23 protein-coding genes, 1 tRNA gene and 2 other annotated features are annotated in these 25464 nt (G+C 37.2%); of the genes, 16 read left to right on the forward strand and 8 right to left on the reverse strand.

The window, feature by feature from the left end; genetic code table 11:
* Positions 1-240: 240 nt before the first annotated feature.
* The 3 genes from IGL80_RS05520 to IGL80_RS05530 all read left to right on the forward strand — a co-directional run bounded on the left by IGL80_RS05520 (position 241) and on the right by IGL80_RS05530 (position 2958).
* Positions 241-1479, forward strand: coding sequence for an aminoacyltransferase (locus IGL80_RS05520; RefSeq protein WP_002359935.1), 1239 nt, complete (start codon positions 241-243; stop codon positions 1477-1479).
* A 47-nt stretch (positions 1480-1526) separates the two neighbouring features.
* Positions 1527-1817 (forward strand): hypothetical protein, encoded by a 291-nt coding sequence (locus IGL80_RS05525; RefSeq protein ID WP_002359936.1) that lies wholly within the window; start codon positions 1527-1529, stop codon positions 1815-1817.
* 175 nt (positions 1818-1992) lie between these two features.
* A complete protein-coding gene (locus tag IGL80_RS05530; RefSeq protein ID WP_002359937.1) occupies positions 1993-2958 on the forward strand; it encodes a hypothetical protein in 966 nt (321 codons plus the stop codon).
* Positions 2959-3045: 87 nt separating this feature from the next.
* Here IGL80_RS05530 and IGL80_RS05535 read toward each other — a convergent pair whose 3' ends face one another.
* The 3 genes from IGL80_RS05535 to IGL80_RS05545 all read right to left on the reverse strand — a co-directional run bounded on the left by IGL80_RS05535 (position 3046) and on the right by IGL80_RS05545 (position 5159).
* On the reverse strand, positions 3046-3225 hold the full coding sequence (locus IGL80_RS05535; protein ID WP_002383739.1) for a hypothetical protein: 180 nt from the start codon (positions 3223-3225) through the stop codon (positions 3046-3048).
* Between the two features lie 213 nt (positions 3226-3438).
* The gene (locus tag IGL80_RS05540) at positions 3439-4929 is read right to left on the reverse strand and encodes a glucosyltransferase domain-containing protein (RefSeq protein WP_002404266.1); all 1491 of its coding nucleotides are present in this window, start codon (positions 4927-4929) and stop codon (positions 3439-3441) included.
* A 157-nt stretch (positions 4930-5086) separates the two neighbouring features.
* Positions 5087-5159 (reverse strand) — tRNA-Thr (locus IGL80_RS05545).
* Between the two features lie 207 nt (positions 5160-5366).
* Positions 5367-5612: a binding site (T-box leader), on the forward strand.
* 338 nt (positions 5613-5950) lie between these two features.
* Positions 5951-6201: a binding site (T-box leader), on the forward strand.
* 85 nt (positions 6202-6286) lie between these two features.
* On the opposite strand from IGL80_RS05545, the gene IGL80_RS05550 reads away from it, so the two are divergent.
* The 5 genes from IGL80_RS05550 (at position 6287) to IGL80_RS05570 (ending at position 12025) form a co-directional block, all read left to right on the forward strand.
* Entirely contained in the window at positions 6287-7357 is a 1071-nt protein-coding gene (locus IGL80_RS05550; RefSeq protein WP_002359997.1) for a methionine ABC transporter ATP-binding protein, read from the forward strand.
* An 18-nt stretch (positions 7358-7375) separates the two neighbouring features.
* Positions 7376-8056, forward strand: a complete 681-nt coding sequence (locus tag IGL80_RS05555) for a methionine ABC transporter permease (protein ID WP_002359998.1) — start codon at positions 7376-7378, stop codon at positions 8054-8056.
* Between the two features lie 19 nt (positions 8057-8075).
* The gene (locus tag IGL80_RS05560) at positions 8076-8909 is read left to right on the forward strand and encodes a MetQ/NlpA family ABC transporter substrate-binding protein (protein WP_002359999.1); all 834 of its coding nucleotides are present in this window, start codon (positions 8076-8078) and stop codon (positions 8907-8909) included.
* 14 nt (positions 8910-8923) lie between these two features.
* Positions 8924-10117 carry an amidohydrolase gene (locus IGL80_RS05565; protein ID WP_002360000.1) on the forward strand — a complete coding sequence of 398 codons (1194 nt, stop codon included), beginning with the start codon at positions 8924-8926 and terminating at the stop codon, positions 10115-10117.
* Between the two features lie 369 nt (positions 10118-10486).
* The gene (locus tag IGL80_RS05570; RefSeq protein ID WP_002360001.1) at positions 10487-12025 is read left to right on the forward strand and encodes an ABC-F family ATP-binding cassette domain-containing protein; all 1539 of its coding nucleotides are present in this window, start codon (positions 10487-10489) and stop codon (positions 12023-12025) included.
* A 54-nt stretch (positions 12026-12079) separates the two neighbouring features.
* Here the strand turns inward: IGL80_RS05570 and IGL80_RS05575 are convergent, their stop codons facing one another.
* From IGL80_RS05575 to IGL80_RS05585, 3 genes are read right to left on the reverse strand one after another with little or no spacing between them, the layout of a single operon-like run.
* The gene (locus IGL80_RS05575) at positions 12080-13006 is read right to left on the reverse strand and encodes a metal ABC transporter substrate-binding protein (RefSeq protein WP_002360002.1); all 927 of its coding nucleotides are present in this window, start codon (positions 13004-13006) and stop codon (positions 12080-12082) included.
* The gene (locus tag IGL80_RS05580) at positions 12993-13862 is read right to left on the reverse strand and encodes a metal ABC transporter permease (RefSeq protein WP_002369145.1); all 870 of its coding nucleotides are present in this window, start codon (positions 13860-13862) and stop codon (positions 12993-12995) included. The genes IGL80_RS05575 and IGL80_RS05580 overlap by 14 nt, the downstream gene beginning before the upstream one ends.
* Positions 13859-14608: a metal ABC transporter ATP-binding protein gene (locus IGL80_RS05585; protein ID WP_002360005.1), complete on the reverse strand. Its 750-nt coding sequence runs from the start codon at positions 14606-14608 to the stop codon at positions 13859-13861. The genes IGL80_RS05580 and IGL80_RS05585 overlap by 4 nt, the downstream gene beginning before the upstream one ends.
* Positions 14609-14820: 212 nt before the next feature.
* Between IGL80_RS05585 and IGL80_RS05590 the strand changes: the two genes are divergently transcribed.
* The 4 genes from IGL80_RS05590 to mnmA all read left to right on the forward strand — a co-directional run bounded on the left by IGL80_RS05590 (position 14821) and on the right by mnmA (position 18859).
* Positions 14821-15795, forward strand: a complete 975-nt coding sequence (locus IGL80_RS05590) for a ribose-phosphate diphosphokinase (protein WP_002360006.1) — start codon at positions 14821-14823, stop codon at positions 15793-15795.
* Positions 15796-15951: 156 nt separating this feature from the next.
* On the forward strand, positions 15952-17097 hold the full coding sequence (locus IGL80_RS05595; RefSeq protein ID WP_002360007.1) for a cysteine desulfurase family protein: 1146 nt from the start codon (positions 15952-15954) through the stop codon (positions 17095-17097).
* 67 nt (positions 17098-17164) lie between these two features.
* Positions 17165-17509 carry a DUF1831 domain-containing protein gene (locus tag IGL80_RS05600; RefSeq protein WP_002360008.1) on the forward strand — a complete coding sequence of 115 codons (345 nt, stop codon included), beginning with the start codon at positions 17165-17167 and terminating at the stop codon, positions 17507-17509.
* A 225-nt stretch (positions 17510-17734) separates the two neighbouring features.
* On the forward strand, positions 17735-18859 hold the full coding sequence (mnmA, locus tag IGL80_RS05605; protein WP_002362075.1) for a tRNA 2-thiouridine(34) synthase MnmA: 1125 nt from the start codon (positions 17735-17737) through the stop codon (positions 18857-18859).
* Positions 18860-19038: 179 nt separating this feature from the next.
* Here the strand turns inward: mnmA and IGL80_RS05610 are convergent, their stop codons facing one another.
* Entirely contained in the window at positions 19039-20277 is a 1239-nt protein-coding gene (locus tag IGL80_RS05610; RefSeq protein ID WP_002360011.1) for a multidrug efflux MFS transporter, read from the reverse strand.
* Positions 20278-20293: 16 nt separating this feature from the next.
* The gene (locus IGL80_RS05615) at positions 20294-20809 is read right to left on the reverse strand and encodes a YbhB/YbcL family Raf kinase inhibitor-like protein (RefSeq protein ID WP_002356963.1); all 516 of its coding nucleotides are present in this window, start codon (positions 20807-20809) and stop codon (positions 20294-20296) included.
* Positions 20810-20941: 132 nt separating this feature from the next.
* Here IGL80_RS05615 and IGL80_RS05620 point away from each other — a divergent pair, with 132 nt between their 5' ends.
* From IGL80_RS05620 to IGL80_RS05635, 4 genes are all read left to right on the forward strand, one after another.
* Complete coding sequence (locus tag IGL80_RS05620) at positions 20942-21511, forward strand: TetR/AcrR family transcriptional regulator (RefSeq protein ID WP_002356965.1); 570 nt, start codon at positions 20942-20944, stop codon at positions 21509-21511.
* 97 nt (positions 21512-21608) lie between these two features.
* Positions 21609-21974, forward strand: coding sequence for a DUF1033 family protein (locus tag IGL80_RS05625; protein WP_002356966.1), 366 nt, complete (start codon positions 21609-21611; stop codon positions 21972-21974).
* A gap of 130 nt (positions 21975-22104) precedes the next feature.
* Positions 22105-24186, forward strand: a complete 2082-nt coding sequence (locus IGL80_RS05630; RefSeq protein WP_002360012.1) for a DNA topoisomerase III — start codon at positions 22105-22107, stop codon at positions 24184-24186.
* A gap of 84 nt (positions 24187-24270) precedes the next feature.
* Positions 24271-25134, forward strand: a complete 864-nt coding sequence (locus tag IGL80_RS05635; RefSeq protein WP_002360013.1) for an AraC family transcriptional regulator — start codon at positions 24271-24273, stop codon at positions 25132-25134.
* Positions 25135-25464: the final 330 nt, after the last annotated feature.

The following is a 25464-nucleotide window of genomic DNA, read 5'->3' on the forward strand; positions in this document are numbered from 1 at the left end:
AGATTTTTGTCTCAGATATTTTTTATAAAAGAAAGATATTTAGTCAAAAATGAAAGATTCCAAAGAAATTCTTTTTTTCCGTTGAAAACTGTTTGCATTTTAGCAAAATTAGATATAATTAATAAGAACCGAAAAATAAGAATTAGCCAGTGAGGTAACTTTGTTTGAAAGAAAGCAAAAAGTAGGTTAAGCTGAAAAGTGCTAATTTATTTAACAAAAAAAGATTGTGAGTTGTTTGATATGGATCAGTTTAGTACATTAACTGAACAAGAATTTACTACCTTTGCAATGACACATCCTGCAGGTAACTTTTTAGAAACACCCGAAATGAAACATTTATTGGAACGACGTGGCTGGCATTGTGAATACGTTGGCGTCAAACGAGAAGGCCAACTAATTGCTGCGTGTATCCTAAGCAAGAAAAAAGTCAAAATTGGTTATGCTTTCGACATTGACGGCGGAATTTTGATGGATTATACAGATAAAAAATGTGTAGAAGCCTTTTTCACAGGCTTAAAAAAATATGTGAAAAAAAATGATGGCCTTTATTTAACCTTTACTCCAAATAAACAAATTTGTTTACGTGATTTTAATGGCGGTGAAGTTGAAAAGGTCAATCAAGAAACATTTGACTATTTCACATCAATTGGTTTTGAACACCAAGGGTTTGATGTGCACAATTTTGATGGCGCGCCACGTTGGCTGTTTGTCAAAGATATGGCTGGATTAACAGAAGAAGATCTTTGGAAATCTTATGGAAAAGATGCTAAATATGACATTAAGAAAACATGGGAATATGGAGTAACAACCCGAGAACTTCGTTACGAAGAGCTACCTCTCTTTAAGAAATTAACGGAAGAAACAAGTGCACGGCGTAATTTTGAAGATAAGGATTTAGCTTATTACCAAGCTGTTTATGAAGAGTTTGGCGAACGAGCGAAATTTATGGTGGCGGAACTAAACTTTGCTACTTATTTAGAAAATCTTCATGAGAAATTACGCAAATTACAAGAGACGCTCAACGAAGTCAATGAAGCGTTAATTGCCAATCCTAAAAGCCGTAAAAAAAATAACCAGAAACGTGAATTTGAAGATGAAGTTCGTACCGTGCGCAAACGGATTGACGAAGCTAAAGAAATGAAAACATCAGATGAACCTGAAATTTTAGCAGGCGCCTTATTCATTGTTCATCCACAAGAAGTTGTTTACTTGTTTAGTGGTACGTATGAAAAATATAAACAATACTATGCACCGTATTTAATTCAACATAAAATGTTAACTTACACAGTAGAAAATAACATTCCCAAATATAATTTTTATGGCGTTGACGGTGTCTTTGATGGAAGTGATGGGGTTCTTAAATTCAAACAATCCTTTGGCGGTCATGTCGAAGAATTAATGGGCAATTTCCAATGGAAAGCCAAACCAATGAAATATGCCTTATATCACGCATTAAAAACAATTAAAGAAAAAGTCTAAAATTAAAACCCAATCCTTAAAAAGGAATGGCAAAGTGAGGCGTTTAAATGGAAAATCAAGTTGAGGTTATGACGTATGCACAGTTAAAAGAAATTATGCAGGCGTTAGAAGCAAACGAAGCGATTACAGAAGATACAAAGGTCTTTATTGATACAGGCTGGGATAGCGTGCAAGAAGTAGCACCAGATGCGGTCAGTATTGAAAAAGTTGCTAAATTCACAGTAGCAGATGTTTTAACAAACGAAAGTTTTGCTGGGTATAGTTTAGAGGAAAAGGCGGAGAAGATGAACGCTGAGGGCGACCTAGAAACGGCAATTATTATTCGTAATCTTTACTAAAAAAGTCCGTTTGAATAGTTAAAATCGAGGTCGGGACAGAACCGTTTAGCTCCGAACAACGCGTAGTGTTGGTTCTGTTCCCGCCGTTTATCAGGTTTTGAGCCTGGAGCAAAAATCCAAAGTGATTTTTGTCCCAGGCTCATCTGCTTTAAATAAGAAATAAAGGAGGTTAGATATGAGTACCATTCATGAATTTCCCAAAAACTATGAACGTTTTATTGCGCAAGGAGAAGAAGCACTTGTAGAACATAATCAGATCGCCGCTTTAGAAAATTTTCAACAAGCCTATCAGCTACAACAAACGCCGCCAGTAAACCAAAAAATTGTCCAATTATTGTTGGAAATGGATGAAGCTGACGAAGCACTAGCATTGGCAGAAGCGTTCCAAGATTCTTATTTTGAGAACCTCGAAACAGCGGCAATTTATATGCAAATTTATAGTCAGAGCCGTCGCTTTATTGAAGGATATATTTTATTGAAGCAACTACTTCAAACTAATAAAATAACGCTAGCACAACAAAAAACGTTAGAACAGCAATTAATGCAAGTGGAAGAGGCGTATCAACAATTAGAAACGCAGCAAATTCAAGCAATTAAAAGGAACTTGTTAGTAAGCGATCAATTGCCCGTTTATCAACAATTAGCGAACATTAAAACCAGTTTATATTTGCCTAAACCAGTATTTGTGGAAGTCGCAAAAGATTTAGTTATGAACCAAGCACTTAGTTATTTTGCTCGGGAATGGTTCATTGAAGAATTAGCACTGTTGCAATTTTCAGAACCACTGACTTTTCTTTGGTATGACAATCAGCCTCAGACAGTCTTACTAGAAGGAAAAACTGGACCGTTAAATACGCCGATCTATTCCGAAATTTGTACTGAACTTAGGAATCGTTTAGAAAATGATGATCCAATTATGCTGCAACATTTGGAAGAAGAAATTCGGTTGCATCTTACCTATTTGTATCCATTAGCAGAGACGGTTATTTCAAATCCAACTATCTGGGTCTTGGGTTATTTGGCAACCTACTATCCTGAATATATTGAAAAAGAATTGACTGAAGTAAAAGGTCATCAAATCGATGCTGTTCAAAATGTTCAACAGGCGATACGAACGGCATTTACACAAATAATGCTTTAAAAAATGGCACGTCCTAAAAGCGAGGACGTGCCATTTTTTCGGTTTCAGAAATTTGCTGAATCTGCTCTAATTGCTTTTCTTGACTGATTATTGCGGATAATAGAAAAAAGCAAGACAGAAATAAGTAAAAAGAATTCCTTGAATCAAGCAAATCACAACGAACAATGGCGTTGCTCCTGGAAAAGAATCAGAAATCCGTGTAATTAAAAATTCAACTAACCATAAAATCATTGAAAATAAAAATAATTTTTTCTGACGAGTTCTCATAGTCCGCAACAACCTTTCTGGTGATTTTCACTTCTCTATCATAACATAGAAAACGAGCTGTTTTTTCTCAAAAATTTTGTTACTTCATAAGAAAAATGGGAAATAAACAAGTTTCAGGAAGTAATAAATGTACCCGAAAAGAATACTTAATCCATCTTAATCAAACCATACAGTCACGTTTATTGCAAAAGAAGTGTTTTTGGATGGAACAAATTATTTCATAAACACAAATATTTCTTTGTTGTTTGTATAAATGTCATAAAAGTGATTACTTACTACTTTTTGATTTTTAGACATATCCGTATCGGTCAGTGGTGCCATCTCTACTCCTAAATTCGATGAAGTATTGAACCAAACGTAATTAGGGAAGTATAGACCGTCATTTGGTGGCACAATTTTTGAAAGAATTGGGTAGTTTCGACTTGTATTAGCATAAACAGTTGAATTTTTGAAAAACGTATTTAAATAAACTTTTTTTCGTTCGTTTGTTACAACATTTTTTAAATCATCTGTTAAAACAGCTGCTTGGCGATTGAATGCTTCTTTTTGATAGTTTAATGTGGAAGAATACACCAAAACAAACGATAAAATATAATAAGATAACAAGCTGGCCACAAGTAACGAAGTTAGATAAATTGCTTTCACTTGTCGATTGTTAAATAAACTTAACATGCTGATTGTAACAAAAACAGCAAATCCGTAAATATAGCGAGGCGCATCACCAGCGATATTTCTTGAATAGACAATAAAAATACCAAAACTTAAGAGAGAAGCAAGTCCTAAATACAAGATACAATAAAGGAAACTTAAGCCTAAGTTGATTTTGCTATTTGATAGATGACTAATAAAAAATAAAACAAGCAGTAGGAGCAGTAATAAAAGCCATAAACGATTACTCTGGTTCAATAGCTCTGAAAAATAATGGTAACTATTTTGATAAGCCACACTGGGAATATCGTGCAAACTTGGTAAGGCCTGACTGCCCCCAATGTTGTTTGTTGCGGAAGGTACAAATTTTAACTCGATAAGGTAGCTGACTATAGAAAGTAGATAAGCGATAGCAGCAAGTGCGACTTTTTTACAAAGAGCAATGAAATTTTCTCCAGCAAGTAACTGCTTGAAAGTAAGGAATAAGACGATAACTATATAAATTCCTGACGAGGCTTGGTAAGTATTAAACATAACAAACAGTGAAAAGACAGAAACCAAGAAAAACGTAAAAGAATTACGCTGCCACCAATAAAAAGGAAGAAACGAACAAAAAATACTCAATGCCATATAGGGACTATCAAACCTGAAACTAAGACATTGGAGGAACCAAGGATTGAGGCCAATTAAAGTAGCTACTAAAGAGGAACCCCAGCTAATTTTTTGGTCATTGATGATATAAATTGCCAGTATGCTTGTGAGAGATAAGATAAGACCTGTTAGAATCGGTGTGGTCAAGCCCAGATCTGTCAAATGACGACTTCCTTGAACAAACCATGAGAGAAATTCACTGCCCCAACGTGCGTAAGTCGTACCAAAATCTGTCATTCCAGCGACTTGGCGAGCATTATCATCTAAGTAAGGGAAATTGATAATGCCGATGGATAAAACTGCCACTTGATAAATTAAAACGATCAATAGAAGATAGGCTTTATTTTCAATACACCAATTCTTTAAATCAAATTTTTTTGATTCTGTAGGTAATTGTTTCATCATTGTACTCCACTCCAATAATTATTTAACAATTAAAATATACCATAACGAGTGGAATGAAGAAATTGCTTTTGTTATTTTCTCATCTTGACAGAACACTAAGGGTAGGCAAAACAAAAAAATCCCAACTCTTTATTAAAGAGTTGGGATTTTACCAAAAAGCCACCTGCCGGGCTTGAACCGGCGACCCCCACCTTACCATGGTGGTGCTCTACCAACTGAGCTAAGGCGGCATTTTCAAAGGCTACACTGCGACGAGTAATCGTCAAAGTTCCTTTTGAAAAATCGTACAAATCTCGTGCACAAGAAATAGAATAACGTATTGACGAAAGTTTGTCAATTGCTCTTTCGTAAAAAAAGAAAAATGATTTTTTTCTAAGAAAAACTGTTGACAATCTCTTTTTTCTCTAGTAAAGTGTAAATCAACATCACAGATAACTATTCATTCGTTGAAGAGAAGAGTAAATTTTGATGACCTTCAAAAGAGAGTCCTGATTGGTGAAAAGGGACAAGGTTCAGAAAAGTTGAAGATGGCCTCTGAGAATAAATTGCTGATAAGTAAGCAATTTCGGATAAGCACCCGTTACCATGTGCACCAAGTTAATAAAGACTTGGATAAGAGATGAGATATAAAGAATCAGTTATATTTCGAAAAAAGGTGGTACCGCGAATCATTCGCCCTTTACTAGCAAAACGCTAGTGAAGGGCTTTTTGCTGTGAATCACTACGACTGGCGCGAAGCGACAGAGTAGATGATGAACAGTACAAGATGACCGAAGGGCAAGTTGTATCATTTGCACGAAAGTGTTCCTACGATTCTCGCCAAGGCTGTGATTCTCGTCACAGTCAAATCCTGTTGAGCACTACGACTGGCGCGAAGCGACAGAGTAGATGCTGTCTGCGGTTACTCGACGCAGGATGGCCTTTGTAAGTGATGAACAGTACAAGCTGTTCGAAGAGAACATTAACTCTAGTCTGTTTAATTTTGAAAACAGATGAAAATCAGTTTAGAATGAATAGAAATAAAAAAGCAGTGATATAGTAAGTACAAGACTTGATTTGTCTAACAGAGAGCCTAGGTAGCTGAGAATAGGTGACAAAGACGTTTTGGAAAATGGCTATTGAGCAAGCGCTCCGAGTGTTAAACACAAGGCGGCGACGGGGGCTCCCGTTATCGAGCTAGGGTATCGAACATGTTGTTCCGTACTTGAAAAGGGAATTTGTGTGAGCAAATTCTGAACATGAGGTGGTAACACGCAAAAAAGCGTCCTCAACGATACAACTCGAGTTGTGTCGTTGAGGATGCTTTTTTCTTTTTTATGAAAAAATGCAGGTTGGTAAGAATGAAGGGGGATAAAGAATGATTGAACTAAAAAATATCAGTGTGACATTTCAACAAAAAAAACAAGAAATTCGGGCTGTCCAAGATGTTTCTTTGACAATTGATAAAGGGGATATCTACGGAATTGTTGGTTATTCCGGTGCTGGAAAAAGTACGCTAGTACGGGTAATTAATTTATTGCAACGACCAACAGCGGGCACCGTTATTATTAACAAAGAAAATATTTTAACTTTTTCTAAAAAGGAATTACGACAACAACGAAAAAAGATTGGAATGATTTTTCAACATTTTAATTTGATGAAAGAGCGGACCATATTTAGTAATATCGATTTTTCATTAAAATATTCTGGGCTAAGTAAAAGTGAACGGCGTCAAAAAATCAGCCATTTATTAGAGCTAGTTGGACTAAGTGAAAAACGGGACGCTTACCCCAGTCAACTATCAGGAGGGCAAAAACAGCGGGTTGCGATTGCCCGCGCTTTAGCAAATGATCCTGAAATTTTACTTTGTGATGAAGCGACGAGTGCGTTAGATCCAAAAACAACGGGACAGATTTTAGCCTTGTTAAAAAAGTTAAATCAAGAACTGAACTTGACGATTGTCTTAATCACCCATGAAATGCAAGTGGTTAAAGAAATTTGTAATAAAGTCGCGGTGATGGAAAATGGCTGCGTTGTCGAATCAAACGATATTGTTTCGATTTTTAGTCAACCCCAACAACCTTTAACAAAAGATTTTATCCGGACAGCAACTCATATTGACCAAGCATTAACCACGATTCTTGAACATCCTAAATTAGCTGATTTAGATAAAAATCAAGAATTAATTGAATTTTCTTATGTGGGAGATCAAACGAACGAGCCATTAATTGCACAATTGTATAGCCAATATCAGGTATATACAAATATCCTTTATGGCAATGTCGAAATTGTTCAAAACGTTCCTATTGGCCATTTAATTGTGGTGCTTTCTGGTGATGAGGCCCAGCGTCAACAAGCCCTTACTTATTTAGCGAAACAAGGCGTGCGAACCAATGTTTTGAAAACCTATCAGCAAACGAAGCAAAAGCAGAATTTACAAGTGATTTAAAAAAGGAGTGAACTGAGAATGTATCAATTATTTGAGAAATATTTTCCGAATGTTGTCCAATTAAAACAAGAGTTTCTTCAAAGTACATGGGAAACATTATACATGGTTTTTTGGACAGCCTTAATTGCTGGTGTGTTAGGAGTCTTGTTGGGTGTTGTGCTTGTCAGTACTGGCCCCAGTGGTGTTTTGAAAAATCCACCCCTGTATAGCGTCTTAGAAAAAATTATTAATGTTTGTCGTTCTATTCCTTTCATCATTATGCTCGCACTGATTCAACCATTAACACGAATTTTGGCAGGAACGACAATTGGTACAACCGCAGCGTTAGTCCCATTAGTTATTGGCGTAATTCCGTTCTTCGCGCGCCAAATTGAAAATGCGTTATTAGAAGTGGATCCTGGCGTTATTGAAGCGGCAGAAGCCATGGGGACGAGTCCCTTAGGGATTATTTTTCGGGTTTATTTAATTGAAGGGTTACCAAGTATTATTCGTGTTTCAGCAGTGACAATTATTAATTTGATTGGATTAACAGCCATGGCAGGAGCGATTGGAGCCGGTGGTCTGGGCAACTTAGCGATTACTCGAGGATACAATCGGTTTCAAACCGATGTGACATTTATGGCCACGTTAATTATTTTAATTATGGTATTTATCAGTCAAGCCATTAGTAATCAATTAATCAAAAAAACATCACATTAGAAAAAAGGAGAAATGACAAATGAAAAAATTTAGTAAATTAATTGGACTTATTGGGGTATTAGCTTTTACGATTGCAGGTTGTGCATCGGGATCTGCGAAGGATACTAAGGCAGAAACCGTTAAACTAGGGGTTGTAGGAACAAAAAATGATGAATGGGAATCGGTCAAAGACCGTTTGAAAAAGAAAAATATTGATCTACAATTGGTAGAATTTACAGACTATACGCAACCAAATGCAGCATTAGCAGAAAAAGAAATTGATTTAAATGCCTTTCAGCATCAAATCTTTTTAGACAATTACAATAAAGAACATGGGACGAAATTAGTATCAATTGGCAATACAGTCAATGCACCATTGGGAATTTACGCTAATAAATTGAAAGATATCACGAAAATTAAAGACGGCGGAGAAATTGCTATTCCTAATGACCCAACGAATGGTGGGCGGGCGTTAATTTTATTACAAACTGCAGGACTGATAAAAGTTGATCCTGCGAAACAGCAACTACCGACTGTCAGTGATATTACTGAAAATAAACGCCAATTGAAAATAACTGAATTAGATGCTACGCAAACAGCGCGCGCTTTACAAGATGTCGATGCTTCAGTGATTAATAGCGGCATGGCTGTCGATGCTGGGTATACACCAGATAAAGATGCTATTTTCTTAGAACCTGTAAACGAAAAAGCGAAACCTTATGTGAACATTGTCGTGGCCCGAGAAGAAGATCAAGAGAATAAACTTTATCAAAAAGTTGTAGAAGAATATCAACAAGAAGAAACGAAAAAGGTCATTGCAGAAACATCAAAAGGCGCCAATGTTCCAGCCTGGGAAACATTTGGTAAAAAATAAAGGAGGCATTTATAATGAGTACAACAACGATTCAAACAATCCAAGAAGCTATTGCTACAGAAAATGAATGGATAATCCATTTAAGACGTCATTTTCATCAATATCCTGAAGCAAGTTTAAAAGAATATGAAACGATTAAGCGAATTAAAGAAGAACTACTAGCCTTAGCTATTCCTTTTGTAGAAGTAGGGGAAACGGGTGTTTTAGCAACCATTGAAGGAGGTCTTGGCGCTGGCAAAACGATTTTATTACGTGCAGATATTGATGCGTTGGAATTACCAGATGCAACAGGTACTGCCTATGCTTCTAAAAATCCAGGACTCAATCATGCTTGTGGACACGATGGTCATGCTGCAGCATTGCTAGGTGCAGCTAAAGTGCTCAAAAAACATCAGGATACCTTTTCAGGAACGATTAAACTGGCCTTCCAGCCAGCTGAAGAAATTGGTGCAGGCGCTCGACAATTTGTGGAAGGAAATTATTTAGAAGCAATCGACCAAGTGTTTGGGATTCATTTAGATTCTAGTGTGCCGGTCGGAAAATTAGTCGCTACCAAAGGCGCCACCAACGCCTCTTGTGATATTTTTAAAATTGAAGTCAGTGGTCAAAGTAGTCACGTCGCCCAACCACAGAATGGCCGAGATGCTGTTTTAGCAGCGGCCAGTATCGTTGTGGAATTACAAAAAATTGTAGCTCGCGAGATTGATCCTTTAGATTCTGTCGTAGTAGGAATTGGCGTTTTACAAGCAGGAACACGCTATAATATTGTAGCAAACCAGGCAACCATTGAAGGTACTGTTCGAACATTTAGTCAGGAAACGCGCCAATTTGTTTTACAACGAGTCGAAGAAATTGCCCATGAAATTGCCCAGTCTCATCGCACAGAAATTGCTGATTTTTCTGTTTATGCAGCAGCGAATCCATTAATTAATGAAGAACAAGCAACCAACCGTGCACAGCAGGTAGCCAGTGAAATTGTTGGTTTTGAAAATGTTGTGACCGATCATCCTAAAAGTTTAGGGGCGGATGATTTTGCTGATTACTTAGCGGTAATTCCTGGTATCTATGGACGGGTCGGTTCACGAAACCCTGAAAATCCTGCTACTCATTTTGGACACCATCATGAACAATTTGATATTGATGAACGTGCCTTACTTTTAGCAGCAGAGTACCACGTACGCTATGCATTAAATTATTTATCAGAATAACAGGGATAGGGAGCCGACAAAATGATGGTTTGTGGGCTCCTTTCGTTATAAACCAACGTGGCTTGCTTTCTTGTCATACTATGGTAGAATACAAGCATAAGAAAGGTGATTCACATGTTTTTTGTTTTAACTGATAAATTAACAAGAAAAGTAGCTCCCGATAGTTTAAGAACAGATGAAGCACTGTTGTGGAGCCGAGCAATTAATTTCTTCATCGCTTGATAGGACATTTTTTGACTAGAAAAGCTAGTCTTATTTGAGTGTACGTACAAGCGGTTGTCGGGATTTCTGTCAGGATGGACGACGTGCAGACGTGGTTCTTTTTTTGTTGTCCCAAAATAATCAGTTAACAAGAAAGAAGTGACGAAAATGAGTATTTTAACTATTGAACATTTAACGCATCGATTTGGCGAAAAGGTCTTGTATGAAGAGGCTTCATTGCAAGTGAATAAAGGGGATCATTTAGGCTTAACTGGCCAAAATGGGGTCGGCAAATCCACCTTAATTAAAATTTTAACGGGGGAAGTATTGCCAGACGAAGGAACGATTCAGTGGCAAAAAAATTGCAAGATTGGGTACTTGGATCAGCACGTTTCTGTAGAACAATCACTAACGATGGTTGATTTTTTGAAACAAGCCTTTCAAGAACTTTTTGATAAAGAAGCGAAACTGACAAAGCTTTATGAAGAATACAGTCAAACGGCTTCGGAAAAACTTTTAGAACAAGCAGGCAAGTTACAAACAGATTTAGATGAAAGTAATTTTTACCAAATCGACACGATTATTCAGGATTTAGCCAATGGGTTAGGACTACAAGCAATTGGTTTGGATAAAAAGTTAGGGGAGCTAAGCGGTGGTCAACGTTCAAAAGTGATTTTAGCAAAATTATTGTTAGAGGCCCCTGATGTGTTACTTTTAGATGAACCCACCAACTATTTAGATGATACACATATTCAATGGCTTGTTCGCTATCTGAATAATTTTGAAGGAAGCTTTCTATTAGTCTCCCATGATTATCAATTTTTAAATGAAGTGACGAATTGCATCGCAGATATTGAGTTTGGCAAATTAACCAAATATACTGGAAATGTAGAAAAATCTTTTGCACAAAAAGAGCAGAATAAACAAACCTATTTGAAACAGTATCAGGCCCAACAAGAAAAAATTGAAAAAATGGAAGCCTATATTCGTAAATACAAAGCTGGAAATCGAGCAACGATGGCTAAAAGTCGACAAAAACAATTGGACCGGTTGGAACGATTGGCTCCGCCAGGTTCCTTGACTAAGCCGGCGATTGAATTTCCTTATCAAGGGTTAGTTGCAACGCAAGCACTAACGACCCAGAAGTTAGTTGTCGGCTATCGGGAACCTTTGTTAGAACCGTTAGATTTAATGGTTCATGTCGGTGAAAAAGTCGCATTGAAAGGCTTTAATGGGATTGGCAAATCAACATTAATTAAAACGTTGACGAAAGTGATTCCTTCATTAGATGGAGAATTTCATTATCCGCTGAATACAAAAATTGCTTATTTTACCCAAGACTTGGCGTGGCCTAATGAGCAGTTAACGCCGCTAGACTATTTATCAGATCGTTTTCCAGATACAACGATTAAAGAGCGAAGAAGTCATTTGGCTAGAGCAGGTTTACCAGATAAGTTAGCAATGCAGTCGCTAGCCCTGTTAAGTGGTGGTGAGCAAACAAAAGTAAAACTAGCGGAACTAATGATGCAAACAAGTAATTTGTTATTTTTAGATGAGCCAACCAATCATATTGATGAAGCGGCCAAAAAAAGTTTACAAGAAGCAATTCACGTTTACCCAGGAACGGTTTTTCTGGTTTCCCATGAAGCAGATTTTTATGAGGAAATTGTGGATCGAGTAATTGATATTGAGGAATTAGTTAAATAAAGAAGAAAGAACCAAGTTGAGGGGGAGTCAACTTGGTTCTTTCTTCTTTATTATTTATTTACTCATTAAGCCATCATGGATTTTTGTTAAATTCCAGTTCATCATGCTGTAGTACGTATCGCCTTCTGTTCCTTCTTTGGCAAGAGAGTCTGTGAAAAGTGTATCGTAAATTGGTCGTTTCACTTCTTTTGAGACCCGTTCCATACTACGTTTATCGACACTGGTTTCAACAAATAACACAGGTGCTTTTGATTTCTTAATGGTATCAATAATCGTGGTCATTTGTTCAGGTGTTCCTTGACTTTCTGTGTTAATTTCCCAAATATAAGCGGCATTTAAATCATAAGCTTTGGAGAAATATTTAAAGGCACCTTCACTTGTAACTAATAATTTTTTATCATCAGGAATATCAGCAAATTTAGCTTTGGCTTCCTCATGTAGTTTGCTAAGTTTTTCGGTATAATTTTTCGCGTTTTCTGTATAGAAATCTTTATTTTTTGGATCTTTTTCTACTAACACGTCACGAATGTTTTCTACATATTTAATGCCATTTTCAATGTCTAACCAAGCATGCGGATCTTCTGTTTGTTCTTGACCGGCACTTGTTAAATATTGTGGCGTAACATTTTTGCTTGTAGAAAAGTAATCTTTATTCTCAACTTTTTTGGCCGTTTTCATTAATTTGTTAAACCAGCCATTTCCGCCTGTTTCTAAGTTCAAGCCGTTAAAGAATAAAATGTCCGCTTCAGAAGCTTTCGCAATGTCTTCTGGTAACGGTTCATATTCGTGAGGGTCTGTCCCAATTGGCACAATACTATGCAGCTCAATTTTGTCTTCCCCAACATTTTTCACTAAATCGGATAAGATCGAGTTCGTTGTCACAATTGCTAATTTTTCTTTCTTTTCAGCGGCTTGATTCCCGCAAGCAGCTAACGTTAACCCTGCTAAAAGTGTTAAAAAAAATAAACTAAATTTTTTCATTCGTTGATTCCTCCATTTCTTTCTCACGGTTTACAAATACTAGGCCTTTCTTTGGTGAGAAAAAGAAAGCCAATAAAAAGAATAAGGCGGCGGTTAAAACAATCGTCGCACCAGAAGCTAAGTTATAAGAATAACTAAAGAATAGGCCAATCACTGAACTTAAAATCCCAAAAGTAGAGGCTAAGCCAATCATTGTCGGTAAGTGATTTGTTAATAGATAAGCTGTTGCCGCTGGCGTAATCAGCATGGCAATGACTAAAATAGTTCCGACGGTTTGCAAAGAAGAAACAGCGACTAATGTTAGTAAAAACATCAATGCATAGTGGAAAAATTGAATATTTAAACCATAAGCCTGAGCCATTGTGGGATCAAAAGAAGTGAGTTGCAACTCTTTATAAAACAATGCCACAAAAATCAAAACAATCACGCCGACGACACAAGTAATTAAAATATCGGTATCTGCGACCGCTAATACATTTCCAAACAGAATATGATATAAATCGGTGGAACTTTTTGCAAAAGAGATAAAAATAATCCCTAAAGCAAAAAAAGAACTAAAGACAACACCAATGGCAGTATCATTTTTTAGTGGACTTTTTTGGGTAATAAAGCCGATCGATAATGCAGCTAATAAGCCAAAAATAGAAGCGCCAAAAATATAATTGAAACCAAACATATAAGAAACAGCGACCCCTGGTAAAACAGCATGGGAAATCGCATCACCCATCAAAGACATCCCACGTAAAATAATGAATGAACCAATTACCCCTGAAATGAGTCCGACAATTACAGACGTCAAAAGGGCATTTTGTAAAAATTGATAACGGAATAAACCATCAATAAATGCAGCAATCATTTTGCAACCCCCTGTATTAATAAATCACCTAACAAATCACCGTATGCTTCTTGGAGCGTTTCTGCAGTAAACGTTTGTTCAACAGGACCCGCAGCAATTAGCCGGTTTTTCAAAACGATTAATTCATCAAAATAGTGGGACACTTTGTGCAAATCATGGTGAACAATGATAATCATTTTACCTTGATTTTTTAATGATTTAAGAATATCCATAATCACTTTTTCACTAGACATATCAATGCCGACGAAAGGTTCATCTAAAAAAATCACCTCAGCACCTTGGGCCAAAACACGGGCGATAAACACACGTTGTAATTGGCCACCAGAAAGTTCGCCAATCTGGCGTTGCGCATAGTCTTCTAATTGCACCATTTTTAATGCAGCCATGGCTGCTTGCTTTTCTTTCTTTCCTGGGCGTTTTAATAGTCCCAAGTTTGGATAGGTTCCTAGCAAGACCGTTTCAAAAACGCTAATTGGGAAACTAAGATCCAAGGCGCTACGTTGTTCTACATAGGCAATGGTTGTTTTTTGTTGGTCAATCGCTTGATTATTTAACAAAACATCACGTTCCTTTGTTTTAATCAAGCCTAATAACCCTTTAATAAATGTTGACTTTCCAGCACCATTTGGTCCGATAATTCCAGTAATTTTACCGGAGGGAATAGTAACGTGGATATTATTTAAAGCGGTCCGTCCTTGATATTGAACGGTTAACGCTTGAACAGCTAAGTTAAAGCTTTTTCTCATGAAATTCCTCCTTTTTAGGTTTGCCTTAAAATCAGTATAAGGGATAGTTTAAGAAAATGCAAATAATTTTTAGGTGCGCCTAAATACAAGCGCTTTTTTCACAAAGAAAACCGTTTCTTTCAATAAATTAAGGAGGATCCCATGATTTTTATGACAAAAAATGGTAGAATATGAATGAAAACGACTATTATTTTATATTGACGGAGGATATCATGACCGAAAACTATCAAGATGACACCTTACGCATCTTCAGTTTAAATGCAAATCGACCACTTGCTGAAAAAATCGCAGCATCAGTAGGAACAGAATTAGGAAAAAGCACCGTGCGCCAATTTAGTGATGGCGAAATTCAAATTAATATTGAAGAAAGTATTCGTGGCGATCATGTCTACATCATCCAAGCAACGAATGCTCCTGTAAATGATCATTTGATGGAATTGCTTATTTTAATTGATGCATTAAAACGTGCTAGCGCAAAAACAATTAATGTTATTTTGCCTTACTATGGTTATGCTCGCCAAGACCGCACAGCGAAACCAAGAGAACCCATTACTGCGAAATTAGTTGCTAATATGTTAGTAGAGGCAGGCGCAACACGTTTGTTAACATTAGACTTGCATACTGTTCAAGTCCAAGGATTTTTTGATATCCCAGTAGATAATTTATTTACAATGCCTTTGTTCGCTCATTATTATCGTCAACAAGCATTAGTAGGGGAAGAAATTGTGATTGTTTCGCCTAAAAACAGTGGCGTTCAACGCGCACGTAGTTTATCGGAGTACTTAGATGCGACCTTAGCAATTGTCGACCATGAAGAGATTGATGGGGTGCGCCAAGAAGGTTACGTTATTGGGAATGTCGCTGGGAAAAAATGTATTCTTGTTGATGACATTTTGAATACTGGTCAAACGTTAGCCACAGCGGCGGAAGTTTTAATGAAAAATGGTGCGCAAGAAGTGTATGCTTGCGCCTCGCATGGTTTGTTATCAGAAGGCGCAAAAGCAACCTTAGAAAATGCGCCGATTAAGGAAATTAGTATTACTGACTCTGTTTATACGACAGCAGACCACCAACCATCAACCTTGAATATTATTTCTTGCGCTGAGTTAATGGGGGAAGCGTTACTTCGTATTCATGAAAATAAACCAATGAGTCCATTATTCCGTTTAGAACCAAAAGGAGAATAAGTGATTCCTTAAACTAGAAATAGGTCTAACAACTTTAATAGTGTTGGGCCTATTTTTCTTATCTCTTTTATAAATAGAAGAGAAAGTATTCTGATTTTGTGTTTTAAGCTTTTTATGCTAGAATAACGCCAGAACATAAGGAAAGGGACGAGTCATTTGGAACCCATTTATTTAGATCATGCGGCAACAACGCCGCTTCATCCAACGGTCATTCAAGCGATGACTGAGAATATGCAAACCACTTTTGGCAATCCATCAAGTATTCATCAGTTTGGACGAAAGGCACACGGTCTTCTGGAAGAAGTGCGTCAAACGATTGCCGAGAGCTTACAAGCCAAACCCCACGAAATTATTTTTAATAGTGGTGGTACAGAAGGGGATAACACAGCCATCTTGGCAGTTGCTTTTTCTCGTCAAAAGGAAGGAAAACATATTATTACTACGGCAATTGAACATCCCGCTGTGTTACGAACGATGGAATACTTAGAAACGTTAGGCTTTGAAGTGACTTACTTACCTGTGAATGAAAATGGTCAGATTTCAATGGATCAATTCAAAAAGTCTTTACGCGAAGAAACGATCTTGGTTTCAATGATGTATGGCAATAATGAAATTGGAAATCGATTACCGATTGCTGAAGTTGGTGCAATTCTTAAAAATCATTCGGCGATTTTTCATACAGATGCCGTCCAAGCTTATGGAAGTGAAGTCATTTTACCTCATGAATTAGGGATCGACTTATTAAGTATTTCCGCTCATAAAATCAATGGTCCAAAAGGCGTAGGTTTTTTATTTAAAAGCGATGCAATCCAATTACCACCTCTTTTACATGGTGGGGAACAAGAAGAAAAACGACGTGCGGGCACGGAAAACTTAGCTGGAATTATTGGCATGGGTACTGCCGTTTCATTACTAACTTCTGCAGAAAAGCAAGCAAGAAAAACAGCCTATCAAAGTTTTCAAACGATTATTTTAAAAGCGTTAGAAGAAGCCAATATTGATTTTTCAATTAATGGTGAACCAACGAATCGTTTAGCGCATGTCTTAAATCTTCATTTAAAAGGAATTCCCAGTGATTTGCTCTTAATGCATTTGGACTTAAGAGGTATTGCGATTTCAACAGGCTCGGCTTGTACAGCGGGAACTGTGGATCCTTCGCACGTGTTGACAGCGATGTATGGAGAAAATTCCTCAGCTATTAAAGAATCAATCCGGATTAGTTTTGGCTACGGGAACACACCAGAAGAAATTGCGACTTTTTCTGAAGTACTAGTTGCAGTGATTCAACAATTGAAAAAATAATCTGATTGCGGCAGCTACAGGTTTTCGCTATAATGAAGATAACAATGAAAATAATGAGGTGGAACCCATGGCATTTACAACAACGGCTGCTGTTGAAGGCTCAACAGTTTTTTACAAAATACATCCTAGTGCAAAACGCTATACATTAAAAGATAACGGCTTTACTGAAACAAAATCAGGGAACTTTCAATTGATTCGTTCCTTAGATCCAACGCCTCAGAGAAATGAAGGCTTCAAATTGAAAATTACGATCACTGCTGATCTAAAAGAGTTGAAAATGTCCATTACAACGGCAAATGGTTTAAAACCAATGAATATTTTCAAGAATGAACAACATGAAATGAGTAAAGAAAAATACTTTTTCTTAATGGATGGCTTAATTAGCCGTGGTGTATTAGAGAAAGTAGAATAATTTAGAGAAACCTGAAGAAACAAGTGAAAGTAGCTTGTTCCTTCAGGTTTTCTGTTTATTTGAAAGCAACAGCTTGTTGGCTGTGTCTTTGTTCCAAGTATTTTCTCATTATACGCCCGGCTTGCTTTACTTATTTCAAAAAAATAGTATAATGAAAAGCACTGAAAAGTTACGACCTTCAAATCGTGGATGATTTCAGAATCTAATTGAAATGATGGTGATAAAATGGCAGATAACAGCAAAACGCGTGTCGTGGTAGGCATGAGTGGCGGTGTCGATTCATCTGTCACAGCGTTGCTTTTAAAAGAGCAAGGCTATGATGTAATTGGGATCTTTATGAAAAATTGGGACGATACAGACGAAAATGGTGTCTGTACCGCAACTGAGGATTATAAAGATGTCGCAAAAGTAGCGGATCAAATTGGGATTCCGTATTATTCGGTCAATTTTGAAAAAGAATATTGGGACCGTGTGTTTGAATATTTTTTAGCAGAATATCGGTTAGGACGGACACCAAATCCAGATGTCATGTGTAATAAAGAAATTAAATTTAAAGCATTCCTAGATTATGCTATGCAACTAGGCGCTGACTATGTTGCAACTGGCCACTATGCGCAAGTAGAAACGGATGAAAATGGCGTAGTGCATATGTTACGTGGAATTGATAATAATAAAGACCAAACCTATTTTTTAAGCCAATTATCACAAGCCCAATTGGCAAAAACAATGTTTCCATTGGGTGGCATGGAAAAATCAGAAGTTCGTGCAATTGCTGAACGTGCTGGATTAGCCACAGCCAAGAAAAAAGACTCAACGGGCGTTTGTTTTATTGGTGAAAAGAATTTCAAAGAATTTTTGAGTAATTATTTACCAGCTAAAAAAGGCAACATGGTGACAGAAGATGGCGAAATCAAAGGACAACATGATGGTCTTATGTATTATACTATCGGTCAACGCCAAGGCTTAGGAATTGGTGGCGGCGGTAAAACACAAGAACCATGGTTTGTGATTGGGAAAGATTTAACCACCAATACATTATATGTGGGACAAGGATTTCACCATGAAAAACTATATGCAACACATTTAGAAGCTAGTGAGGTTCATTTTACTGTTGATACACCAATGCCAAAAGAGTTTGACTGTACGGCTAAATTCCGTTATCGTCAAGCAGATATTCCAGTGCATGTTTCCTTATCTGAAGATGGCACAAAAGCAACCGTTACGTTTAAGGAACCAGCGCGCGCAGTTACTCCAGGCCAAGCTGTTGTTTTTTATGATGGAATGGAATGCTTAGGGGGCGGCTTAATTGATCGCGCCTACCAAGATGAAAAAGAACTACAATACGTCTAAAAAGTTTCACGAGTTGTGAAACAAAAAGCGCAGAGTTAACCAAAAGAAAAGCGGATATGCTGGTCATAAAACCAGTAAGTATCCGCTTTTCTTTTTTGTTTTATATGCCTATTTTTTTTAAAATAAGAAAAAGAGAAAAATTAAAAATTCAAATTGTGGATAACTTTTCTGTGTATAACTTAGGCATCATTTTTCTCTTTTTTTAATTCGGCGGTGCTTCGACGAACCCATAGAAGGTTAATGAGAACCAGACAAGAAGTGGAAATAAAGACCCCACGATAACCGAAAGCGGCAGATACGCTTGAACCAATCATAGGACCAATCACATTTCCTGTCGCTTGGAAAGATTGATTGTAACTGAAAATACGACCTGCAGCGTCACTTGGGGAATAACGAGTGATCAACGTTTGAACAGCTGGTAGTAAACAGGCATCGGAAATCCCAACTAAGAAACGAAGCATGGCAAGCTGCCAGACATTTTGAACAAAGGCCATTGGTAGGTAAACGAAAATGGCTAAAATTAAGCCAATTGTCAAGATGCGTTCACTGCCAATACGATCGCCTAACCGGCCGAAACGAGGGGCGGCTATTAACGTTGCAATCCCTGGAATAGAAGCAATGACTCCGCTAATTAAGGTGACATTTCCGTGACCACCCAACAATTGTTGAATATATAAACTGATGATGGGACTAATTGAATTATTGGAAGCTTGAATGATTAATGTCGTAATAAACATTCCAAGAATCACGTGGGGATGTTCTAGTTTTTTTAAAATTTGTTTCCCAGATGCGGCTTGATTTTTTTCAATTGGCACAAACTCTTCATGGACAAAGACGAGACTCAAAACAAAAACGAGTAATAAAATAGTACCAGTAATGAAAAAGGTTGGCCGATAACCGAAAATAGACGCAGTGACACCGCCCAAAAGAGGACCAAGCAACGTGCCGGTAACAGAACCAGTGGCTAAAGTACCAAGCACTTGACCGCTTTTTTCCTTAGGTGTGCCTGTAGCAACTAACGCAGTCGCATTACTGATATAACCAGAAAAAACACCTTGTAATAAGCGTAAGCCAATCAATTGATAAACACTTGTGACTGCGCCCATTAAACTAATGACGATAGCCATCCCTAATGAAGCGCGTAATAACATTAACTTGCGTCCTTTTCGGTCGGCTAAACGGCCCCACCAAGGTGAAACAATGGTTGTGACTAAAAAAGTGGAAGAGAACGTGATTCCGCTCCAAAAATTCAATTGTTGGTGGGTAAAAGTACCTAATGTGTTGATATAAAGAGGCATAAATGGCATCACTAAGCTAAAGCCAATACCAGCCATAAATGTGCCAAACCATAAAACGAGCAGATTTTTTTCCCAAGGTTGTCTTGGACGGAAAATTTTACTTTTAATTAATTCATACATTCTATTTCCTCACTTTCTAGTAAAGAAATTCAAATTTGGCTTTGGCGAGTAGTTGATCATTCAATGCTTGATGCAATTCATTCGCAAAAAAGCCTTCTTTTAAATTTAGTGGATTTTTTGTAGCGTACACATATAACGTATAGGTGTGCACACCAGAGCGAGGGCTTAACCCCAGATAACGTTCGGTTAACTCAGGTAACGTTTCAGTGGCAAGCGCAGGAATCATCTGTTTCCCCAAAGGAGAAGCAAGACTATTTTTTCCTTGAATGGTAGGCTTGAGTGCTGTTCGACTAAAGTCTTCAGGAATCTCATTGGTTACAGGAACATTGGCAGCTAACCAATGAATAAAAGGGAAACCGATTAGAGGAATCGTGTCATAATCAATTAATTCCCAGGATAAATAACGGGCTTCTTTAGGAATGGCCGCTAAAGAAATAGGAAAAGATAAAATAGGACGTTCGTGTAATAAAAATTCTGCACTGGTTCGTTTGCCATAACGATCGGCCAAATGAGAACGGTTGGTAATATGCATGCCAAACAGCCTTCTTTCAAAAATAATGTTTACAAATTATTATTATAAACTATAATTTATAGTTTAAAAAGAGTCAATAGATATGATAAACTAATAATTGTCCAAAATTTAAGAATTGGAGGCGTCAGAAAGATGGCAAAAAAACGGAATTTAACGAAAGCCAAAATCCTTGAAAGTGCCCGCAATCTAGCGGAAGAATTGGGCGTTCAACAATTAACCTTTCAAAATTTAGCCGTTGATTTAGGCATCAAGTATCCTTCACTCTATAATCACTTTAAAAATATTGCTGAAGTAAAAAATGCTCTAGTGGACTTGTTAATTCAAGAATTAAATGATGCATTGCGAAGAGCCTTAGTGGGTAAGAGTGGCGCAGAAGCAATTCGGATATATGCTGAAACGTACCAACAATTTGCTTTTGAAAATTCTGCAGTCTATGAATTACTTATCAGTGTGCCGAAAACGCAAAACCAACAATTAATTGAAGGCATCCATGAAACCAATCAAATTATCTTACAACTTTTAGCTTTTTATCCATTTAATAATGAAGAACGACTGCACAAAAGCCGAGAATTACGTAGCTTAATCCATGGTTATATTACCTTACGTTTTTTAGGTTATTTTCAACGCGAAGAAGCCACGCCGGAAGAAAGTTATCGTCGCATGATTGAAGATTTTATTGCTTCTTTAGAAGTGGCAGGATAAAATAAATTTCAAAAATTTCTCAGTCCGAAACCAAATCCTTGCAACTTTTTCAGAAAGTGACTATGATACCTACAGTAGCAAAAAAAGGAGCGGTTCAATGTATCAAGTAATTACAATGTATGGCGACAATGAACCTTGGTGGTTTTTTGATGATTGGCAAGAGGACATTGTTCAAGAAAAAACCTTCGATAACTTGACCGATGCAGAGACATATTATGTGGAAGTTTGGCAAAAACTTTCTCAGAATTATACATACGTCAACACAAAGCCTAACTATTTAACGGCTTTCTGGAATGATGGGGAAGAACGCTGGTGTGAAGAATGCGATGAAGATTTACAACAATACTTCGGTTTAGCATTACTAGAAAATCATCATGCGGTTACTTTTGAAAATAAAGCTGAGTTTACCACAATATCCAATCATTTTGGCAAAACAAAATTCTGCAAACGGAAAGTTATTTGAAACGCATGAGTTTAAAGAAAAACCTCAGGGAATTTTCTTTAAACTCTTTTTCTATTCTCGGAATTTAGAGAAAATCGAGCTAATATTTGGTATAATACGAAAAGATAGCACTCAAAAAGGAGCGAAACTAGTGGTTGCAAAACAATTAATTATTGCTGAAAAACCTAGCGTAGCAAAAGATTTAAGCCGCGTTTTAGGAGCAAATCAAAAAAATAAGAATTATTATGAAGGACCCAACGTGATTGTCACCTGGGCTTTAGGCCACCTCTTAGGACTAAAAATGCCAGAAGATTTAAACAAAGAATGGCAAACGTGGCAAATTGAAACTTTACCGATGATTCCTAAGAATTTAGGGATTAAACCGTTACCGAAAACGGGACATCAATTAAAAGCGATTAAACAATTAGCTAATCGTAAAGATGTTTCTGAAGCCGTGATTGCCACCGATGCTGGTCGTGAAGGTGAATTAGTGGCCCGCTGGATTTTAGAATATGTCCGTTTTAACAAACCAGTCAAACGCTTATGGATTTCATCTCAAACAGACAAAGCCATTAAAGACGGGTTTAAGAAAATTCGCCCAGCGAAAGACTACGATAATTTGTATTACTCTGCCTTGGCGCGTGCAAAAGCTGACTGGTTAGTGGGTCTAAACGTCACAAGGGCCTTGACAGTGAAATATCAAGATAACTTATCCGCAGGTCGTGTTCAAACACCAACTTTAGCAATGGTACGCCAACAAGAAAAAACGATTGAACAATTTAAGCCTCAAACTTATTTTACTATCTCGTTAACTGTTGAATCAGAAAAAGCAAAGATGACCCAAAAAAATCCATACGCTTTAAAAGAACGGCAGGAAGCAGAACAATTAGTCAAAGAACTCTCAAAACAAAAGGGCTTAGTTACCGATATCCAAGAAAAAGTTAAAACAGAAAATGCGCCGTTACCATATGATTTAACCGAAATCCAGCGTGAAGCCAACCAGCGATTCCAATTTTCTGCAAAGAAAACGTTGTCTCTTGTACAAAGTTTATACGAAACCCATAAAATTGTTTCCTATCCTCGAACTGACAGCAAATATCTAACAACGGATATGAAAGGAACGATGAAAGAACGACTTCAAGCCATTGCTGATTTTTCACCAGAAGTGAAAGGCTACCTTAAAAATGGGGCTGTTGTTAAACAACAAAAAGTTTTCCAAAATGCAAAAGTCAAGGATCACCATGGGTTGATTCCAACTGAACAACGTCCTCGTTATGAAAAGCTAAGCAATGATGAACAAAAAATCTATCAAATGATTGTTCAACGATTCTTAGGTTTGTTTGCTGAGCCAAACCAAACCAAACAAACAAAAGTTACAGTCGCTTTTGGAAAAGAAACGTTTGTCTTTCATCAAAATAAAGTAGTTGTTGCTGGCTGGAAAACAACAGCCGAACAGCCGCTATCCACTGTCCAATGGCAAAAAGGCATGACCGTTGCGCCAAACTTTACCATTAACAAAGAATTAACGTCGCCGCCAAAACCATTAACCGAAGGAACGTTGTTAGGAAAAATGGAGAAACACAGTTTAGGCACACCGGCAACGCGAGCTGAAATCATTGAAAAACTGATTAAATCAGAATTGATGGAACGAACCAATAGCGGTTTAAGTGTCTCTGCCAAAGGAAAGCAACTATTAGACTTGGTGAATCCATCACTTGTGACACCTGAACTAACGGAAAAATGGGAAAAGTCGCTCGAAGCAATCGCTTCGGGTCAACAAAAGAGTCAACTTTTCTTAAAGGATATTGAAGAGGATACGAAAAAATTAGTCCGTGAAATTAAACAAAGCGAGAAAAAATATCAAGATTTTTCCATTACGCAAAAAAAATGTCCAGATTGTGGCTCAAACTTACGGGAGAAAAATACGAAAGATGGGAAGATTTACGTTTGTACAAACCAAGAATGTCCTTATCGTCGGCGAAAAGATCCTAAAGTATCCAATCACCGTTGCCCACAATGCCATAAAAAAATGGTCATCATAGAAGGAAAAAATGGTCGTTCTTTCAAATGTAAATTCTGTTCGATTACTGAAAAAATTCCCGATAAAAAAGAACGAAAACAAAAAATGACTAAACATGAAGAACGTCGTTTGATGAAAAAATATTCACAACCAGACGAACCAGAAGAAAGTGCTTTAGCGCAGGCCTTAAAAGCCGCTATGAATCAAGAGTAGCGACTTGACGAATGTTGGCTCTAAATAATCAAGTCATCCTTGTTGGTCTTTAGTAAACTTTCAAATAGAAAGAGAGGGACACGGATGCTCGCAAATTTAAATCAAGCAATGGATTATATTGAAGAACATTTAACGGAAGAAGTATCCTTCGATGAATTGGCAAAAAAGACAGGGATTTCTGTTTACCATTTTAAACGAACTTTTTCGTTTATTGCGGGGATGAGTCTGGCTGAGTATATTAAAAAGAGACGTTTGGCGGAAGCAAATTTAGCATTACTTGCTGGTGAAAAAGTGACAGATGTAGCTTTTAAATATGGTTATCAAAGTATTGAAGGATTCTCAAGAGCCTTTCGCGATTGGTCAGGACAAGCCCCTTCTGAAGTAATGAAAACACAAATCCAAAAAACGTTCCCTAAATTCTCTTTCTATATTGATATTAAAGGAGGACAATCAATGGATGTTAAATTGATTGAAAAACCAGCGTTTCAAATAGTCGGAGTTAGTCAGAAGGTTCCCTTGCAGTATCAAGGGGAAAATCAAGCAATCATGGAATTAGCACAGCGCATTACACCACAACAACGAGCGGAAATGCATACATTTGATGACATATATCCTCATCAAGTAGTAAATGCTTCTTTTGACTTTCAAGAGGGACGAACAACAGAAGGTGGAGAAATGACACACATGATTGGCTTTGCCACTTCGCAAGAAAATACCTATGAAGATTTGGAGCAACTAAGCGTACCTGCTCATACATGGGCGGTTTTTCCAAATGAAGGTCCTTTCCCACAAACTTTACAAGAAACCTGGGCAAAGATATTCTCTGAATGGTTGCCTTCATCTGGTTACCAAGTCGTTGCAGCACCAGAAATTTCGTTTACGCAATATCAAGGACCAGCAGAAGCTAAGTATAGTGAAATCTGGCTTGCTGTTACAGCTACTAAATAAAGAAAACCCACCATTGAAAAATGGTGGGTTTTTCCGCCAAGAAGGAAAAAGTTTGGTATAATAAACGTGAAGAAAAAAATTAGACCTTCTAAACTGAAATCTAGCTATGGATAAGTGATGCGAATACGGAATCATGGAGAAAAAATAATTCTCCGAGGTTTTAGAGTCATGTTGTTTGGAATGGTACCAAAACAAACTTTTTTGATTTGGCTTTTTCTCCCCTGTTTTATAGCCATGTTGTTAAAAAACAAACTATCACCACAAGCAATCCGTAATTTTCATCACAAGATTAGAATTTTTATCATCAAAGACGAGCTGCTTCGATTTTCG

It is taken from the genome of Enterococcus sp. DIV2467a (assembly GCF_050532945.1).
Taxonomy (GTDB): domain Bacteria; phylum Bacillota; class Bacilli; order Lactobacillales; family Enterococcaceae; genus Enterococcus; species Enterococcus faecalis.

What these genes read in the sequence shown, in the direction of transcription:
- IGL80_RS05520 (WP_002359935.1), top strand. Translation starts at nt 241, where the DNA reads ATGGATCAGTTTAGTACATTAACTGAACAAGAATTTACTACCTTTGCA.
- IGL80_RS05525 (WP_002359936.1), top strand. Translation starts at nt 1,527, where the DNA reads ATGGAAAATCAAGTTGAGGTTATGACGTATGCACAGTTAAAAGAAATT.
- IGL80_RS05530 (WP_002359937.1), top strand. Translation starts at nt 1,993, where the DNA reads ATGAGTACCATTCATGAATTTCCCAAAAACTATGAACGTTTTATTGCG.
- IGL80_RS05535 (WP_002383739.1), bottom strand. Translation starts at nt 3,225, where the DNA reads ATGAGAACTCGTCAGAAAAAATTATTTTTATTTTCAATGATTTTATGG.
- IGL80_RS05540 (WP_002404266.1), bottom strand. Translation starts at nt 4,929, where the DNA reads ATGATGAAACAATTACCTACAGAATCAAAAAAATTTGATTTAAAGAAT.
- IGL80_RS05550 (WP_002359997.1), top strand. Translation starts at nt 6,287, where the DNA reads ATGATTGAACTAAAAAATATCAGTGTGACATTTCAACAAAAAAAACAA.
- IGL80_RS05555 (WP_002359998.1), top strand. Translation starts at nt 7,376, where the DNA reads ATGTATCAATTATTTGAGAAATATTTTCCGAATGTTGTCCAATTAAAA.
- IGL80_RS05560 (WP_002359999.1), top strand. Translation starts at nt 8,076, where the DNA reads ATGAAAAAATTTAGTAAATTAATTGGACTTATTGGGGTATTAGCTTTT.
- IGL80_RS05565 (WP_002360000.1), top strand. Translation starts at nt 8,924, where the DNA reads ATGAGTACAACAACGATTCAAACAATCCAAGAAGCTATTGCTACAGAA.
- IGL80_RS05570 (WP_002360001.1), top strand. Translation starts at nt 10,487, where the DNA reads ATGAGTATTTTAACTATTGAACATTTAACGCATCGATTTGGCGAAAAG.
- IGL80_RS05575 (WP_002360002.1), bottom strand. Translation starts at nt 13,006, where the DNA reads ATGAAAAAATTTAGTTTATTTTTTTTAACACTTTTAGCAGGGTTAACG.
- IGL80_RS05580 (WP_002369145.1), bottom strand. Translation starts at nt 13,862, where the DNA reads ATGATTGCTGCATTTATTGATGGTTTATTCCGTTATCAATTTTTACAA.
- IGL80_RS05585 (WP_002360005.1), bottom strand. Translation starts at nt 14,608, where the DNA reads ATGAGAAAAAGCTTTAACTTAGCTGTTCAAGCGTTAACCGTTCAATAT.
- IGL80_RS05590 (WP_002360006.1), top strand. Translation starts at nt 14,821, where the DNA reads ATGACCGAAAACTATCAAGATGACACCTTACGCATCTTCAGTTTAAAT.
- IGL80_RS05600 (WP_002360008.1), top strand. Translation starts at nt 17,165, where the DNA reads ATGGCATTTACAACAACGGCTGCTGTTGAAGGCTCAACAGTTTTTTAC.
- mnmA (WP_002362075.1), top strand. Translation starts at nt 17,735, where the DNA reads ATGGCAGATAACAGCAAAACGCGTGTCGTGGTAGGCATGAGTGGCGGT.
- IGL80_RS05610 (WP_002360011.1), bottom strand. Translation starts at nt 20,277, where the DNA reads ATGTATGAATTAATTAAAAGTAAAATTTTCCGTCCAAGACAACCTTGG.
- IGL80_RS05615 (WP_002356963.1), bottom strand. Translation starts at nt 20,809, where the DNA reads ATGCATATTACCAACCGTTCTCATTTGGCCGATCGTTATGGCAAACGA.
- IGL80_RS05620 (WP_002356965.1), top strand. Translation starts at nt 20,942, where the DNA reads ATGGCAAAAAAACGGAATTTAACGAAAGCCAAAATCCTTGAAAGTGCC.
- IGL80_RS05625 (WP_002356966.1), top strand. Translation starts at nt 21,609, where the DNA reads ATGTATCAAGTAATTACAATGTATGGCGACAATGAACCTTGGTGGTTT.
- IGL80_RS05635 (WP_002360013.1), top strand. Translation starts at nt 24,271, where the DNA reads ATGCTCGCAAATTTAAATCAAGCAATGGATTATATTGAAGAACATTTA.